General features: G+C 37.2%; 16 protein-coding genes. 11 read left to right on the plus strand and 5 right to left on the minus strand.

Going from position 1 to position 15536, the window contains the following annotated elements; all coding sequences use genetic code 11:
* Positions 1 to 281 precede the first annotated feature (281 nt).
* Positions 282 to 1430, minus strand: a complete 1149-nt coding sequence (locus ORD22_RS10525; RefSeq protein ID WP_317645925.1) for an aminotransferase class I/II-fold pyridoxal phosphate-dependent enzyme — start codon at positions 1428 to 1430, stop codon at positions 282 to 284.
* 414 nt (positions 1431 to 1844) lie between these two features.
* Between ORD22_RS10525 and ORD22_RS10530 the strand changes: the two genes are divergently transcribed.
* The 6 genes from ORD22_RS10530 (at position 1845) to ORD22_RS10555 (ending at position 7457) form a co-directional block, all read left to right on the plus strand.
* Positions 1845 to 2858, plus strand: coding sequence for a TRAP transporter substrate-binding protein (locus tag ORD22_RS10530; protein ID WP_317645926.1), 1014 nt, complete (start codon positions 1845 to 1847; stop codon positions 2856 to 2858).
* A gap of 111 nt (positions 2859 to 2969) precedes the next feature.
* Positions 2970 to 3452, plus strand: a complete 483-nt coding sequence (locus tag ORD22_RS10535; RefSeq protein ID WP_317645927.1) for a TRAP transporter small permease — start codon at positions 2970 to 2972, stop codon at positions 3450 to 3452.
* Entirely contained in the window at positions 3449 to 4735 is a 1287-nt protein-coding gene (locus tag ORD22_RS10540) for a TRAP transporter large permease (protein WP_317645928.1), read from the plus strand. Before ORD22_RS10535 ends, ORD22_RS10540 begins: the two co-directional genes overlap by 4 nt.
* Before the next feature lie 5 nt (positions 4736 to 4740).
* Entirely contained in the window at positions 4741 to 5079 is a 339-nt protein-coding gene (locus tag ORD22_RS10545) for a cupin domain-containing protein (protein ID WP_317645929.1), read from the plus strand.
* Positions 5080 to 5144: 65 nt separating this feature from the next.
* Entirely contained in the window at positions 5145 to 5810 is a 666-nt protein-coding gene (locus tag ORD22_RS10550; protein ID WP_317645930.1) for a GntR family transcriptional regulator, read from the plus strand.
* 18 nt (positions 5811 to 5828) lie between these two features.
* Positions 5829 to 7457 carry a M20/M25/M40 family metallo-hydrolase gene (locus tag ORD22_RS10555; RefSeq protein ID WP_317645931.1) on the plus strand — a complete coding sequence of 543 codons (1629 nt, stop codon included), beginning with the start codon at positions 5829 to 5831 and terminating at the stop codon, positions 7455 to 7457.
* Positions 7458 to 7589: 132 nt separating this feature from the next.
* Here the strand turns inward: ORD22_RS10555 and ORD22_RS10560 are convergent, their stop codons facing one another.
* Positions 7590 to 7955, minus strand: coding sequence for a hypothetical protein (locus ORD22_RS10560; RefSeq protein ID WP_317645932.1), 366 nt, complete (start codon positions 7953 to 7955; stop codon positions 7590 to 7592).
* Between the two features lie 328 nt (positions 7956 to 8283).
* Between ORD22_RS10560 and ORD22_RS10565 the strand changes: the two genes are divergently transcribed.
* A complete protein-coding gene (locus tag ORD22_RS10565) occupies positions 8284 to 8850 on the plus strand; it encodes a DUF4256 domain-containing protein (RefSeq protein ID WP_317645933.1) in 567 nt (188 codons plus the stop codon).
* 147 nt (positions 8851 to 8997) lie between these two features.
* Positions 8998 to 9633: a GGDEF domain-containing protein gene (locus ORD22_RS10570; RefSeq protein WP_317645935.1), complete on the plus strand. Its 636-nt coding sequence runs from the start codon at positions 8998 to 9000 to the stop codon at positions 9631 to 9633.
* A gap of 217 nt (positions 9634 to 9850) precedes the next feature.
* On the opposite strand, the gene ORD22_RS10575 is transcribed toward ORD22_RS10570, so the two are convergent.
* Positions 9851 to 10042: a DUF6440 family protein gene (locus tag ORD22_RS10575; RefSeq protein WP_317645936.1), complete on the minus strand. Its 192-nt coding sequence runs from the start codon at positions 10040 to 10042 to the stop codon at positions 9851 to 9853.
* Positions 10043 to 10197: 155 nt separating this feature from the next.
* On the opposite strand from ORD22_RS10575, the gene ORD22_RS10580 reads away from it, so the two are divergent.
* Positions 10198 to 10749: a biotin transporter BioY gene (locus ORD22_RS10580; RefSeq protein WP_317645937.1), complete on the plus strand. Its 552-nt coding sequence runs from the start codon at positions 10198 to 10200 to the stop codon at positions 10747 to 10749.
* A gap of 458 nt (positions 10750 to 11207) precedes the next feature.
* Here the strand turns inward: ORD22_RS10580 and ORD22_RS10585 are convergent, their stop codons facing one another.
* Together ORD22_RS10585 and ORD22_RS10590 are read right to left on the minus strand one after the other, a co-directional pair.
* Positions 11208 to 11699 (minus strand): 3-isopropylmalate dehydratase small subunit, encoded by a 492-nt coding sequence (locus ORD22_RS10585; RefSeq protein WP_317645938.1) that lies wholly within the window; start codon positions 11697 to 11699, stop codon positions 11208 to 11210.
* Entirely contained in the window at positions 11696 to 12949 is a 1254-nt protein-coding gene (locus ORD22_RS10590; protein ID WP_317645939.1) for a 3-isopropylmalate dehydratase large subunit, read from the minus strand. The genes ORD22_RS10585 and ORD22_RS10590 overlap by 4 nt, the downstream gene beginning before the upstream one ends.
* 468 nt (positions 12950 to 13417) lie before the next feature.
* On the opposite strand from ORD22_RS10590, the gene ORD22_RS10595 reads away from it, so the two are divergent.
* Together ORD22_RS10595 and ORD22_RS10600 are read left to right on the plus strand one after the other, a co-directional pair.
* Positions 13418 to 14128 (plus strand): isochorismatase family protein, encoded by a 711-nt coding sequence (locus ORD22_RS10595; protein WP_317645941.1) that lies wholly within the window; start codon positions 13418 to 13420, stop codon positions 14126 to 14128.
* Between the two features lie 21 nt (positions 14129 to 14149).
* Positions 14150 to 15532: a dihydroorotase gene (locus ORD22_RS10600; protein WP_317645942.1), complete on the plus strand. Its 1383-nt coding sequence runs from the start codon at positions 14150 to 14152 to the stop codon at positions 15530 to 15532.
* The last annotated feature ends 4 nt before the right edge of the window (positions 15533 to 15536 follow it).

Here is a 15536-nt window from a genome sequence, read left to right on the forward strand (position 1 = left end):
GCCTGTGCAGCAGCGTATGATCCATACACTGTCGCACAGGCTCTTTACGTTTATTTAGGTAATCGGCTAACCTATACATTACAAGTTGCTGTTACAACAATGGCTTCAGATACAGAACCAAGGAAGTAATGCTCAGCATTTTTAACCTTTATGCTCTACATACTTTCGAACTATCAACCGTAACTAGAATATTTGTATACTCATTCATCTGCCGAATCTTCTTCTGTAATTCAGGATAATTGCTAGCTTCAATTCGAATACGGTAATTAGTCTTTGTTTAATTAAGACGGTAGATTCTTGAGGAAATCCTCGATACGATCCATTGCCTTCACTAGATTATCCAGCGAATTTGCGTAAGAAATCCGAATAAATCCTTCTCCGTAATGTGTGAATGCACTGCCGGGAACAACGGCTACATGCTTGTTCTCAAGTAATTTTATAGCAAATTCATATGAAGTCAGACCAGTGCTCTCAATCGATGGAAATGCATAGAAAGCTCCTTTAGGCTCCGCTAAAGAAAGCCCCATATCCATCAATCTTTCATATACATAATTTCTCCGTTTTACATAGGCCTTATTCATTTCGTTTGGGGCATCCCGGCAATTCGATAACGCTTCGATTGCTGCGTATTGACTTGGTAAAGAAGCGCAGATTGAGTTGGATAAATGGGCTTTTAATATTTGGTTCATTACGTTCTCTGGTCCCATTACGAAACCTAATCTCCATCCAGTCATCGAGTGGGATTTAGATAGTCCGTGCACGACAAATAGCTGATTACGAATTTCAGCATAAGAACCAAATGAGACATGAATCCCTTCGTACGTGTTTTCACTATAAATTTCATCGGAAATGATAAAGATTTCATGCTTTTTTAAGACGTTTACCAGTCTGTCCATTAGTTCTTTGTTGATAACTGCGCCTGTTGGATTTGAAGGATAGTTTAAAACAATTGCTTTTGTTTTATTTGATAACAAACTTTCAAGCTGGGCGGGGTCAGGTAAGAAGTCTGTCTTAGTTGTATCCAAATAAACAGCTTTTGCACCGGATAAACGAATAACCGGTTCATATCCCGAATAAATGGGAACAGGAAGGATGACTTCGTCGCCTTCGGTTAAGATTGAACGGAATATAGCATCGATACCGCTACTAGCCCCATTTGTAATAACGATCTCTTTTTCAGGATCGTAATGAAAATGATACGTATCTTCAAAAAAAGAGGACACCTCTTTTCTCAACTCTATTAAACCTGCATTATGGGAGTAGCTTGTTAAATCATTAGTTATAGCGGCTATCCCTGCTTGCTTAATTTTATGAGGTGTTGGAAAGTCAGGTTCACCAATTGTTAAATTAATACCGTCAGGATAAAGTGCTACTTTATTAGAGAATACACGAATTCCTGGAACCTCAATATCCTTAATTTTCTTATTCATTTTGTGTAGCATATAAGCACTCCTTTGACTTTCTTTATAGTTTACACGATTCATTTGTATACTGTATACGCAAACTATCGTAATCAATAAAACTTGTTTTGTAAAATGTTATTTTCAAAATTTAGATTATCTAACTTACTATCACGTGTGAAATGGTCTTGAAAAGGAATGAAGTTAGACAAAATATACTAGCTTTATCTAAAAAAACAATTGACTTTTAATTTTAGGTGCTGTAATCTAAAATAAATCTTGTATACAGTATACGCATACTGTTATACGTGATAAAGTCTTATAGAAAGGAATCTATGACGGATACATAAAATAGGAATTATATTTTCGACCCATTGTAAGCGCTTCCTTAGAAAGTGAAAGAATGTATGACAAACTATAAAAAGTCGAGGGGGAATATAACGTATGTTAAAAAAGTTTAAGTTAGGGTTAATTGCATCAGTAGTAAGCGTAGTAGTTTTAGCGGGCTGCGGAAATGAAGGCGAAAGTGGAAAAGATAGTGAACAAGTAAAAATCCAGCTTGGCCATGCATTATCCGAAGGAACGCCAGCTTCAGACTTACTCAATGAAATGGCTAAAAACGTTGAAGAAAAAACGGAAGGCCGTGTCGATATTGATGTGTTTCCAAACAGTCAGTTAGGATCTGAAACAGAAATGCTTGAACAGCTGAAATTAGGAACGATGGAAGCGGGTGCTATTATGGTTGGCACTATGCAGTCGCTAGACAAGAAAATGGCTATTGAGGACTTACCTTATATGTGGAAAGATATCGATCATGCACGTGCAGCATATAATGGAGAATTTGGTGATTATTTAGCAAATGTAATGAATGAGCAAGGAATGAAGAAAATCGGTTATCTTGAGTGGGGATTCCGTCACGTTACAAATAATAAACGTCCAATTGTAGAGCCCGAAGATATGAAGGGTTTAAGTATTCGTGTTGCAGAATCAAATTTGAGAATTGATGCATTTGAACAACTAGGTGCATTGCCTACAGTAATGGCTTTCAGTGAAGTATACGGTGCGCTTCAGCAAGGTGCGTTAGATGCACAGGAAAATCCACTAGCAAATATCGTGGCACCGAAGTTTGATGAAGTTCAAAAGTATTTATCTTTAACTGGTCATTTTTATAACACGATTATGATGGTTGTCGATAATGATGTATGGGATACAATTTCAGAAGAAGATCAGAAAATTATTTTAGAAGAGTCTGATCGTATTTCGAAAGAAGTGTTAGTCAAGAATGATGAAATGGAAGATGGCTATATTAAAACACTTGAAGAAAGAGGAATGCAAATTAATGATGATGTAGATACAAAAGCTTTCCGTGAAGCCATGCTGCCTGTATACGATAAGTGGGAAGAAGCACATTTCGGCAAAGAACTAATGGATATTTATAGAGAAGCTTCTGGCTGGTAACAACTAAATCTCTCCTTGAGTACCAAGGAGAGGTACTTTTTTGGAAAACTTTAACTTCAAAAGTTTTAAGAATGTAGAGTATACGGTACACAGTACACGGGGAGGAAGAGCATGTTATCTAACATCACATCATGGATTGTTAAAGTCATCACTGCTTTGTGCATTCTTGTCATTACTGGATTAACTTTAATCGTATTTGTACAAGTTTTCTCTAGATTTATAAAGTATTCATTGCCGGGAACAGAAGAATTGGCAAGATTGCTAGTCATTTGGTTAACGTTCTTAGGTACAAGTCTTGCAATCCACGAGAAAATGCATTTAGGCGTTAGATACTTTGTAGGGTTGGCTAATGTGAAGTTTCAAAAGATTATTGATCGTGTGATTTACGCAGTAACGATTGGAATGTTTGCTGTGATTGCGGTGTATGGTTTCAAATTGACAATGGCAACGATGAATACAACATCTTCTACATTGCAATTACCGATGGGATTGTTTTATATCGTTATTCCGATTAGCGCGATATTTTCAATTTACTTTATTATCTTGAATATCATAGACCCCGACCCATCACATCAAGGGGAGGCTAGCTTATGATTATAGCTATATTAGTGACATTTTTCACACTCTTATTTCTTGGGATGCCAATTGCTTTCACAATAGGCTTGGTCTCAATGGGTGCCCTCTTATTTAGTGGTGTATCCTTAGAAATCTTAATTCAACGAATGTTTGCCGGCGTTAATAACTTCTCCTACTTAGCCCTCCCTTTATTTATTTTAGCAGGAAATATTATGGGTAAAGGTGGATTAACAAAAAGATTAATGGCATTGGCAGATGCGATCGTTGGTAGATTTGCCGGCGGTTTGGGCATGACAGCAGTTGTAACGAGCGCATTCTTTGGAGCGGTCTCAGGATCTACAGTTGCTACAACATATGCAGTTGGTTCAGTTATTGTGCCTAGAATGAAAGAACAGCGATATAGTAATTCCTTTATTGCGAGTATTATTGGGCCGGCGGGAGTGTTAGGTCTCATTATTCCTCCGAGTATTACTATGGTTATCTTAGGTATTACAGCAAATATATCTATCGGAAAGCTCTTTATCGCAGGATTTTTACCAGGTTTATTACTAACTATTGCATTTTGTATTTATGTTTCGTATATGTCTAAGAAACAAGGGTATGGAGTAGTTGAAACTAGAAAGCTTAGCGGTAAAGAATTCTGGAAAGTTTGTAAGGAAGCCTTTTTCCCGTTAATGTCTCCGATCTTTATTTTAGGAGGAATTTTCAGTGGCTTAGTAACAGCTACGGAAGCTGCAGTAATTGCTGTTGTTTACGGATTTATTTTATCTCTATTCTATAAAGAATTAAATATGCGTGTGTTTAAAGACATTATGGCAAACTCAGCAGTGACATCAGCTATTATTCTGATCATTATTTCATTTGCGAATGCATTTACCTATGTATTAACAGCGAATCGAATTCCAGCTATGATCTCAGAGTTCTTCCTAAAGATGGCACATACGCCATTGCAATTCTTATTAATTGTTTCGGTAATTTTATTAGTTTTGGGTACATTAACAGAAGTAACATCACTCATTATATTACTGAGCCCAATATTCATGCCGATTGCTTTAAGCTATGGTATTGATCCGATTCATTTTGGAATGGTTCTTATTATGAACTTTGCTTTAGCAAATATTACACCGCCGGTAGGTCTTTCGCTAATTGCAGGATGTAGTATTACAGATAGAAAGATGGGTATTGAAAATACATTCCCTTATGTACTCCACGTGATTGGGATTGTGGCATTTGTCGTATTAATTATTATCTTTGTTCCAAGTATTTCAACGGCACTTCCAAATCTGTTTAGTAAGGGATGATATTAATGGTTAAACGTGTAAAAGAAACGACAGTGCTTGAGAATTTACATCAAGGGATCGGTCGTGTTCAAATACAGAAGATTGTCACTGAAGATGATCAAATTGAAGGTCTTTCATTGTTTGCGACAGTCATTGTAGAACCACAATCATCAATAGGCTATCATCTTCACACTAAGGATGCGGAAGCTTACTATATTTTGCGTGGAGAAGGTATCTTTCTAAACCATTTACAACAACGCATTCCGGTGAAAGCCGGCGATTTATGTCTAATTGCAAAAGGACAGAGTCACGGTTTGGAAAATCCCAACGATCGGGCAATAGAATTGATTGCGGTAGTGTATTAATTGGAGTACTTTATTAATAATGAAGGCAAATAAGCCTCTTATATTAATAGAATGTGGGTGCAGACATGAAAATCATAAAACCAAGCGAAACGTTAGCAGATCAAGCATATAACTTACTCAAAAAAGCAATTATAACTGGAAAGCTGAAGGACGAGGAACCGCTACCAGAAGAAAGTTTGTCTAAAAACTTAGGGATTAGCCGAACGCCACTTAGAGATGCGTTGAATCGATTAGCTGCAGAAGGGTTAGTCATTCAGATGAAAGGTCGCCCTGCGATTGTAGCTAGTTTCACGAAAGAAAACTCTCTCGAATTTATGGAAATCAGAAGTATTCTTGAGGTACACAGTATAGAAAAGGTAGTTGCGCACGTCAATTCAGATTTTATCGGGGCATTGTTAGAAAACCTATCTAAACAATCCGATGCCATTAATCGCGATAACTATCAGGACTTTATCGAGCTGGATCGTGAATTTCATATCCTACTTGCCTCTTTAAATAATAATAATGAATTAAAAAGTATGATTGAGCGGATCAATACAGGGGTTAACCGTGCATTCTTAATACTGTCTAGTACAGTGCCACAAAGTGCTAAAGACGCCTATCAAGAACATATTGAAATAGTAGAAGCGTTAAAGAAAAAGGATGTTCGTTTATCCAAAAATAAGATGGTTGTACATTTAGACAATGTTGAAAAACGATTCATGCGTTATTACTCAAACGCTCCCATTTAAAACACCAGGAGGGACATCATGAAACAACATATAAAGTGGAATACACCCGAAAGTCTTGAAGATCTATTGTGCGAGGTTGTCAGCTGGGAAAGCAGAACAGGTACAGCAGGAGAAATCGAGTTTTCATCAAAAATAGTGAAGAAGCTTTTAGAAATAAAGTATTTCAAAGAAAACAGTTCTCAAATCCATTGTTTTGATGCGGGTAAAGGTAGAAATACGGTAACTGCTTTTTATAATAGTGGTGTAACGAAGAAAACGATTGTTTTGATCAGTCATTTTGACACGGTACATACAGAAGAGTTTGGCGGTGGATTGGAAGATCTTGCATTTCGTCCAAGAGAGTTAACTGAAGCATTTAAGGCTAGATTGAATGATTTACCTTTAGATGCACAAGAAGATTTACTTTCAGAAGAATATCTTTTTGGCAGAGGCACGATGGATATGAAAATGGGTCTAGTACTGCATCTTCATTTACTAGAGAAAGCGAGTGTCGAAAAGTGGCCAATCAACTTAATTTTAGTCACTGTGCCAGATGAAGAAGTAAACTCTGCAGGTATGCGCGCGGCTGTTAGTGGATTAATAGAATTAAGGGAAAAGCACGAGCTAAACTATCATCTATTTTTAAATAGCGAACCTTCCTTTTCTCAAAAACCACAAGACTCTACATATTATATTTACTCAGGGACGATTGGTAAGATTATGCCATCAGCATTATTTTATGGTAGAGAAACGCATGCAGGAGAGCCATTAAATGGTTTGACAGGTCATTATATGGCTTCATATTTAACTAAAGCGATGGAGTTTAATCCAGACTTTGTAGAAGAAGTATATGGTGAAAAAACGCCATTGCCGATTTGTCTGCAGGAAATAGATTTGAAGGATGACTATTCCGCACAAACATCTTGTCACAGTGCTGCACTCTATAATGTATTTGTTATGCGACAAAACGCAGAAGATATTATGGATATATTCAAGAAAACGGCCAAGAAAGCGATGGCTGACTGTTCGAGAGATTATAAGATTATATGTGAAAGAGAAGGCGTTAATCCAATCGGCGACATCCAAGTGCTAGAGTACCAGAAGTTGTTGGAGTATGCAGTAAATAAAATTGGAAAGCCAGCTGTAGATGAAATAATGGAAAATGTGCTGGCGGATAGCACACTAGATGAGCGTAAGATGTCGATGCGGATTTGTGATAATTTAATGGCTCATTGCCAGGAACTCGCACCGTTGACGATATTATTTTATGCACCGCCTTATTATCCAGCAATCAATTCTTCTGATAATGAACTCGTTCAAGAGAAAATTGCATTAACTCAACAACTATTACAAGATGAATTTAATATTAAAGCACATCAGATACATTATTTTAATGGAATTTCTGACTTAAGTTATGTTAATTATGATGCTCGGGATACAGGTTGGCATGCTTTCAAGGATAATACACCTGTATGGGGAGATACGTACAGCATTCCATTTAATAAGATGCAAGAGCTTCAGGCGCCTGTATTGAATGTTGGTCCTTTCGGAAAGGATGCACATAAATTAACAGAGCGTTTACACAAAAAAAGCGCGTTCACCTATACACCTTTTGTATTAGATAAGCTGATTGAAAGTATGTTTGTGAAACAATACGAACTGGCGTAAGGATTTCTCATTTTAACTATATCTAACAAACTAAACAAACTACTCTATTCCAGGTTTTAGGATAAAGAGTAGTTTGTTTAGTTATTTCTATTTTTTCTTATAAATCACTAGTGTACTGAATAGCAATATTCTTTAGCGTTTTTGATAAAGGCCAGTGATAATTAAACAAACAATCCATGCAGTCAGTGTAATTATACTGATGAAAAACAATGCGATAAACTCCATAAATTGATCGTGCTCAGTCGTTTCTACTTCTAGTGTAGGTGTGAACATGTGATAAGCTATAAAAGCGAATAAAAATAGATAAAAGCTACTGCCTATTAGTCCCATGATCAATCGCTGTTTGCTATTCTTCTGATCTGCATGGAAAATGGAAATCCATACAAATAAGCTAGCTAGGACAGCAACTATCATAACTATTAGATATAGAAACGGAATGAAAGCAGACGACAATAAAAACAATAAAGCTGCCGTAGTTCCAAAAAGTAAAGCGTTCAAAAGAAATAAAAATAAACTACTCCATCCGGTATGTTGAAACCAAGGTACCACGGACAGCTTTCTCGCAATGATACTAGTAGGTGAAACTATTCTTACAAGTAATGATTTCATAAATACTAGTGCTAGTAGAAAAAGGGAACTACTCATTAGTAAAATCGACAACCTTATCGAACTCCTCTAGTTACTCGTTTTACTTATAACGAAGTGTTAGTGGAAAGGTTTCGATTTGATTGTGGACTTGGTATCTTTTTCATTGTTTCATGATAATCTCAATAGCGCATGCTAATGATTTAATCGCCAGTGGTGAAAATGTTAGGAGGAATTTCAAATGACAAATAGCGCTGAAAAGTTATCAATAGAACAACAAGAGCAACTACTTGCAACGTTACAAGAACGTTTTGAGAAAAACATGAACCGCCATGTGGATTTTGAATGGCTTACCATTCAAAAGAAACTCGAAGCGAATACCGAAAAATTGTGGTCACTCCATAGAATGGAAGAGACAGGCGGGGAGCCCGATGTTGTAGGTTACGATGAAACAATGGGTGAATTCATCTTTTACGATTGTTCAGCAGAGAGTCCTAGTGGGCGTAGAAGTGCTTGCTATGATTTGGAAGCGCTAGAGTCTAGGAAGAAAAATAAACCCGAGCATAATGCAATGGAATTTGCTGCGAAGATGGGGATTGAGCTGTTGACGGAAGAGCAATACCGAAAACTTCAGAAGCTTGGAGAGTTTGATAAGAAAACGTCGAGTTGGGTGCAAACGCCGGCGGCTATTAGAAAACTTGGAGGGGCGCTATTTTGTGATCGTCGCTACGATACGATTTTTGTATATCATAATGGTGCGGAATCCTATTATGCGGCTAGGGGATTCCGTGGTTCGTTACGTGTATAAGTTTGTATCCTCTTAAGATTCTCCTTAGTTGAATTATAAAAATTAGAGGTATTCTATTTTTCCTATCGTTACCTAGTAGTTCCATTTTCTATTTCAATATATTTATGCTAAAATCAAGAGAAAGTTAATTGAAATCGAGGAAAGTGTATGGGATATAAAGGACGGCTTATCGCTGCTTGTATTGTTATCATGTTTAATGTCATTCGTTATATGTATTACCACCAATATTTAGACAATCCTTTTGAAGCAAGTTTTTTTGTTTTAACTTTGATATTCTTGACGGTTGCTTGGATTGGCGGTTGGCAGTATGACTTGGCTAAATTTTATGCCGAGAAAGATCCTCTTACAAATGCGTATAATAGACGAACCATTGATAAAGTGTTTAAAAAGCAGGTTTCCATAAGTAAGTGTACAGGGAAAAAAATTGGCGTTGTATTGATTGACCTGGATGACTTTAAGGGTGTAAATGATACGTATGGACATCAAATAGGTGATGCGTTGCTACGATACGTTGCTGACCTTATAAAAATGAATGCGAAAAGCGATGACCTCATTGTACGTTGGGGAGGCGACGAATTTGTGCATGTCATTCCGAATGTTGAAGAAGGTTTTCAAACAGAGTACGTTAATAACTTAAAAAAGCAATTGACGAATTTGAATATGGAAACCATTACTTCGATTGACGCATCGATTGGCATAGCGATTTATCCAGACGATGGGGATAGCTTTGAAATGTTAATTCAACAAGCCGATGCATCGATGTATGAGATGAAAAACAAATAGGACAATTGTAATCCATTAATCAGACACAAACGTATATACTATAAAATCACTGCACACTCATTTCAAAGATAAAGCAGTGGATATTCGAACTTTGCCGAAGTAAGAAATATGTTTGAAATCATTTCTATTCTTTTTACTATAAGAATGTTCACAAAAAGATGACTCTCTACTGCGTTGTGCAATGAGAATCGTCTTTTTTATCGTTCAGTACATACTTTTAATAAGATCTAGGTTTCGTATACCCCTCGTCAACTAAAGGTTTGCCGTCCCGATCCATCATAACCGTCATGGCTAAACCATAGCCAGCGCTATAGGACATATACAATACACCGGTCTGATTATCACGAATCACTTGGAATTGTGTCAACTTCCCTTGTTTTTCAATAACCTCAAAACGTTTGTCATCCATACGATCACTCTCCCTTTCTCTTTCCTTTATTATAAATAAAAGTGGACGAGAAGATGTAAAAAACTGATAAACGTATTGACACTAAAATTCTCATGAGATAAAATTAATGTCAACAACGTATATAATATAGTTTACTTAAAAGGGGCTTACATAGAATGATACAATCTAGATCTAAACTTCGTATGATGATCGTTTCAGCGTTATTCGCAGGGATTATTGGTGTAATGGCACAGTTAACAATTCCATTACCACTCGTTCCTATTACAGGACAAACATTAGCGGTCGGTTTAGCCGCCACAATTCTAGGCTCACGCTACGGAACGATTTCGGTCCTCGTATATTTAGCAATGGGTGCGGTAGGGATGCCTGTATTTTCAGGTATGTCTTCAGGATTAGGAGTTATTTTTGGACCTACTGGCGGATTTTTAATAGGTTTCATTCCGACAGCGTTTATCACGGGTTATTATATGGAACGCACAAGTTTCAAACTACCAAATGCGATTATCGCCAATATAATTGGAATGTTTGTTGCGTTAGCGTTTGGTACAGTTTGGCTAAAATTTATCGCGGAACTTTCTTGGACAGCCGCTATCATGGCAGGTTTTGTTCCATTTTTAATCGGAGGCTTCATCAAAGCTTTTCTTGCAGCATGGGCTGGTATTATGGTTCGGAGCAGATTGCTTGCTAACCGCTTATTGCTCGCATAATTTAATTTCAGATCATGTAAAAACGTTAATTCATACACGATGAATTAACGTTTTTTTACGCAGTACTTCATCAATCGACCAAACCACTTTAGGTGTTTGGTTTTCTGCAAATGATAGTCATGTACTTTGTTGGTCTATGCTTTACAATTATGGTAGCAAGGAAGTTTCTGAGGAAGGGATACAAATAAAACTGCTCTCATCTCATGTTCTTCTACCTATCAATGAGTATATCTATTAACCATAGAATATTCATAATGAAATTCATATGCACGTATCACCTTTCACCTTTGTCTTTGACTTGTTTCTAGACAATTCAAGTATAAAAGAAATTGGTGATCACGAGCGTTTTATTGAATTTTTTTAGCTCCCCAACAATTACTATAGAGTTATATAGAAGATTAGCGACATAAAAGGGATAGACGTAAAAGTCTATCCCTTTGTAAAGTTGTTACATTCAGTTATGAATAAGATTTATTCTTTTTTAAGTATTCAACTAATCCATTTTCACTGAGGATCTTTACCATAACGTCGGGCATTTTAGCACCTTGATAGCTTTCCTCATTATTCATATTACTGACGATACCCTTCGAGATGTCTACTTCAAGGTAGTCTCCAGTTTCGATATTATATGAACTCAATTCAATCAATGGTAGTCCAATATTAATTGCATTGCGGAAGAAAATACGGGCAAATGAATGAGCGATTACTACTGAAACACCAGCAGTTTTAATTGCTAACGGCGCTTGTTCGCGTGAGGAGCCACAACCAAAGTTTTCACCGGCTACAATCATATCACCAGGTTGTACGATCTTGTGGAATTCAGGATCTAGATCTTCAAGTACATGGTCTGCAAGTCGTTGCATATCGAGTGTTTTTGTATATTTACCAGGAATAATTCGATCTGTATCGATGTTATCACCGTAAACGTGTGCGTGTCCTTTTAATATCATAATGAATCAATAGCCTCCTTGGTAGTCAAATTATGATTAACGATTTTTCCGTGCAATGCAGCTGTTGCGACGAAAGCGGGTGAACCTAAGTAGACATTTGAATTGTGATTACCCATTCTTCCTTGGAAGTTTCGATTGGTAGAAGATGCGACGTTTTCGCCATTACCAGGGATTCCTTGATGTGTTCCTACACAAGGACCACATCCTGAAGGCAGGAAGGATGCTCCGGCAGCAGAAAGAATTTCAATCGTTCCGTCAGCTAAGGCCTCTTGGAAAACTTGTCTTGATGCAGGTGCGATAATGAAACGTACTTTTGGGTGTACTTTTTTCCCTTTAAGAATATCAGCAGCTACGTGCAAGTCTTCTAATCTTCCATTTGTACAACTACCGATGAATGCTTGTTGGATTTGAACTTCTCCGATTTCTGAAATTCCTTTTATGTTATCCGGAGAGTGGGGTGCGGCAACTTGCATTTCCAAATCACTTACATCTATATCTATGATTCTTGTGTAGTTAGCATCCTCGTCTGGTTTCAATATTTCGTAGTCATAAGGCAAATCAAGTCCCTTCAAATCAACAAGTCCTGCTTTAGCCCCCATTTCTATCACCATATTGGCAAGTACCATACGACTTTCCAAAGTCATTCTTTCAATGACTTCTCCAGTAAATTCAATCGCCTGATAGGTGGCACCTTGAATTCCTAGTATCCCAACCAAATACAGAATTAAATCCTTGGCAACTACACCTTCTTGCAATGTACCTGTTATATTAATCTTTATTGTTTCAGGGACCTTTAGCCACGTTTTTCCTGTTAGCATAGCACCTGCCAAGTCAGTAGAACCTACTCCTGTTGAAAATGTGCCGATAGCTCCGTACGTACATGTATGAGAATCTGCTCCTAAAACCAGTTGTCCAGGCTTTACGTGTTGATTTTCAATAATTAACTGATGACAAATTCCATCGCCAACATCGTATAGCTTAATATTTTGTTCAGTAGCGAACTTTCTCATTAGATCATGAAGTACTGCAATACCTTCATTGGGAGCAGGGGATGCGTGGTCGATTACTAACACCATTTTAGTCGGATCCCATATCTTCGTACCTCCCATATTTTCAAATGCCTTAATTGTAAGTGGTCCAGTCGTATCTGTAGCCATCACCAAGTCCACATCTACAATGGCGATATCTCCAGCCGTTACACGTTGTGAAGAGTGGTTTGAAATGATCTTCTCTATAATAGTTTGTCCCATACATAATCACCTTTTTCTTAAATAGTAGTATTTATTAAATCTTCTGTTCTGTAATGCGGAACGCGTTCTAACTTTATGTTTGAATTAATAATATAGGTGTATCTATAGAATGTCAACTCTACAAAATGATAAAAATAATTAATTCAGATTATATAGAATTGTGTTGACATTTGATTTATGTGAAGTTAATATTAGGATATACAAAAAAGGAACGAGTTCCATAATGCGGAACAGCGAGGTGAGAATTAAATCTTCTGCTATTAGGAACTAGATAGATCAGTCAACTTTCATGCAGAGAAATAACCTTCTACGTAAAAGAGTCAGTAGTCTATACCAAAAGAAATATATAGCGACAAAATATGTAAATAGTATTGACATATGAATTAGTACTAGATAAAGTTTAGCTAATTATTGGGTACTTTCCATATTTTACCTAATTAAATAACTATAGAGAGGAATGTTTAATAAATGAAACGAATTTGGGAAGATGCTCTCACAGAAGACGATCGCCTAGTAATAGAAAAAGGTGGATACGGAGTTAAAAGAGGATTGGGGAAAAATCCTTTATTAGTCATCATTGATGCTCAGCTAAATTATGTAGGTGCAGATCTGCCAATTACTGAACAGCTAGCAGAATGGCCAAGTGGTGGAGGTGAAGAAGGCTGGAAGGCAATTCGTAAAATACAGAAACTCAAGCAATCAGCAAAAGAAAATGGCATTCCTGTTCTGTACACAAGAAATGTACAAAAGAAAACAAGTAACTTTGATTCATTTGCTGCGAAAGCTAAAAGAGATAATACAAAATATATAGATGGACATCCAGCTTCCGATATTGTTAAAGAACTGCAACCGGATGAAAATGATTTAGTTGTTGATAAAAGTTATGCAAGTGCTTTCTTCGGAACGCCGCTTATCAGCTATTTGATCAAGATGGGAATCGATTCATTAATCCTTGTAGGCGGCTCTTCTAGTGGGTGTGTACGTGCAACGGCTGTAGATGCAGTAACTCACAACTTTAATGTAGCAGTTGTAGAAGATTGTGTGTATGACAGAATTGAACTCTCACATAAAGCAGCGCTATTAGATCTATGGATGAAATACTGTGATGTGGAAATATCAGAAGACATCCACAACTACTTCGCTAAAGTAAACAAACATGAAACTTCAGAAATTAACTAACAGCTATAGGGAGGTCCAGGCATGAAAATTGATTTACTTATTAAAAATGGATCTGTTGTATTTCCGAAAGAAGGCGTACGACAAGTTCAAGTAGGCGTAAAAGATGGGAAAATTGTCGGTATTTATGAAAATACTGATGAAGTAGAGTCGCATGAAGTACTCGATGCGTCAGGGTTGCATGTATTCCCAGGACTCGTAGATGCCCACGAACATCTTGGTATCTATAATTCTGTAGTAGATGACTTCCGCGATACAAAACAACATGCAGTCGGTGGTGTCACTACAGTCGTCAACTACGACAGACAGGTTGAGAGTTACCTAGACTTCTTCCCAAGAGTACAAGCTATAGGGGAGAAAAATAGTTATATTGATTTCACCTATAGCCTAGGTATGTTAACAGAACAACATCTTGATGAATTGGAAGAAGTTGTAGAAAGATTCGGCCTGACTTCATTTAAATTCTTCAGAAACTATGAGAAACAGTTAAATGAAAAATTTAATGTCACCAATGGATTGGATTTATCTTCTTATGACTTAATGAGGATTCTTGAGAGGTTTAAGGCTGTTTCTCCTAAACTTCTACTTGCAGTGCATTGCGAAAACATGGACATCAATAGAAGCTTAATTGCAAAATACAAAGCGGAAGGTGCTGAAGATGGTTTAAGGACGTGGTCTTTAACTAGTCCCGGTTATGCGGAAGCAGAATCCTTACTTAGTACATTGTACTTGAACAAAGTGGTTGGAGGTAATGTCTACATTGTCCATCTGACGTCAGCTGATAGTGTCGATGTTCTCGAAGCAGCACCATGGTTAACCGAAAGTGGTGTGAAAGTGGAAACATGTGCACATTACTTATGCTTAACGGAAGACTCTGAAGTGGGTCTAGATGCGAAAGTTGGACCGCCAGTACATGGTCAGCGTGATTCAGACAGACTGTGGGAAGGTATTAAAAATGGCACAATCAATTCAATAGGAACAGATCATGTGCCAAACTCACACGAGAAAAAGTACGGAAACGGTACAGGAGTTTTCGATACTCTATACGGATTCCCTAGTGTCGGTTCATTATTACCTGTCATGATCACAGAAGGTCATCACAATAGAGGATTGTCTCTAGAAAGAATAGCAGAGATTACTTCATATCATCCTGCAGAATCATTTAACTTACCATCTAAAGGTAGAATTGAAATTGGTGCCGATGCAGACTTCGCAATTGTCGATATCAACAAAAAAGAAGTGATCACACCAGATAGAATGCATTCGGTAGCAGATTACAGTGTATTTGAAGGAAAAGAAGTATCAGGTTGGCCTGTGTATACAATTAGCAGAGGCGAGATAATTGTAGAAAATGGACAGCCGACTAAAGAATACGGACGCGGTAATTATATTAGACGATCGATATAACTAA

Source organism: Sporosarcina sp. GW1-11 (genome assembly GCF_033088395.1).
Lineage (GTDB): Bacteria > Bacillota > Bacilli > Bacillales_A > Planococcaceae > Sporosarcina.

Coding starts and splice junctions, on each gene's coding strand:
- ORD22_RS10525 (WP_317645925.1), bottom strand. CDS start 1,430: ATGAATAAGAAAATTAAGGATATTGAGGTTCCAGGAATTCGTGTATTC.
- ORD22_RS10530 (WP_317645926.1), top strand. CDS start 1,845: ATGTTAAAAAAGTTTAAGTTAGGGTTAATTGCATCAGTAGTAAGCGTA.
- ORD22_RS10535 (WP_317645927.1), top strand. CDS start 2,970: ATGTTATCTAACATCACATCATGGATTGTTAAAGTCATCACTGCTTTG.
- ORD22_RS10540 (WP_317645928.1), top strand. CDS start 3,449: ATGATTATAGCTATATTAGTGACATTTTTCACACTCTTATTTCTTGGG.
- ORD22_RS10545 (WP_317645929.1), top strand. CDS start 4,741: ATGGTTAAACGTGTAAAAGAAACGACAGTGCTTGAGAATTTACATCAA.
- ORD22_RS10550 (WP_317645930.1), top strand. CDS start 5,145: ATGAAAATCATAAAACCAAGCGAAACGTTAGCAGATCAAGCATATAAC.
- ORD22_RS10555 (WP_317645931.1), top strand. CDS start 5,829: ATGAAACAACATATAAAGTGGAATACACCCGAAAGTCTTGAAGATCTA.
- ORD22_RS10565 (WP_317645933.1), top strand. CDS start 8,284: ATGACAAATAGCGCTGAAAAGTTATCAATAGAACAACAAGAGCAACTA.
- ORD22_RS10570 (WP_317645935.1), top strand. CDS start 8,998: ATGGGATATAAAGGACGGCTTATCGCTGCTTGTATTGTTATCATGTTT.
- ORD22_RS10575 (WP_317645936.1), bottom strand. CDS start 10,042: ATGGATGACAAACGTTTTGAGGTTATTGAAAAACAAGGGAAGTTGACA.
- ORD22_RS10580 (WP_317645937.1), top strand. CDS start 10,198: ATGATACAATCTAGATCTAAACTTCGTATGATGATCGTTTCAGCGTTA.
- ORD22_RS10585 (WP_317645938.1), bottom strand. CDS start 11,699: ATGATATTAAAAGGACACGCACACGTTTACGGTGATAACATCGATACA.
- ORD22_RS10590 (WP_317645939.1), bottom strand. CDS start 12,949: ATGGGACAAACTATTATAGAGAAGATCATTTCAAACCACTCTTCACAA.
- ORD22_RS10595 (WP_317645941.1), top strand. CDS start 13,418: ATGAAACGAATTTGGGAAGATGCTCTCACAGAAGACGATCGCCTAGTA.
- ORD22_RS10600 (WP_317645942.1), top strand. CDS start 14,150: ATGAAAATTGATTTACTTATTAAAAATGGATCTGTTGTATTTCCGAAA.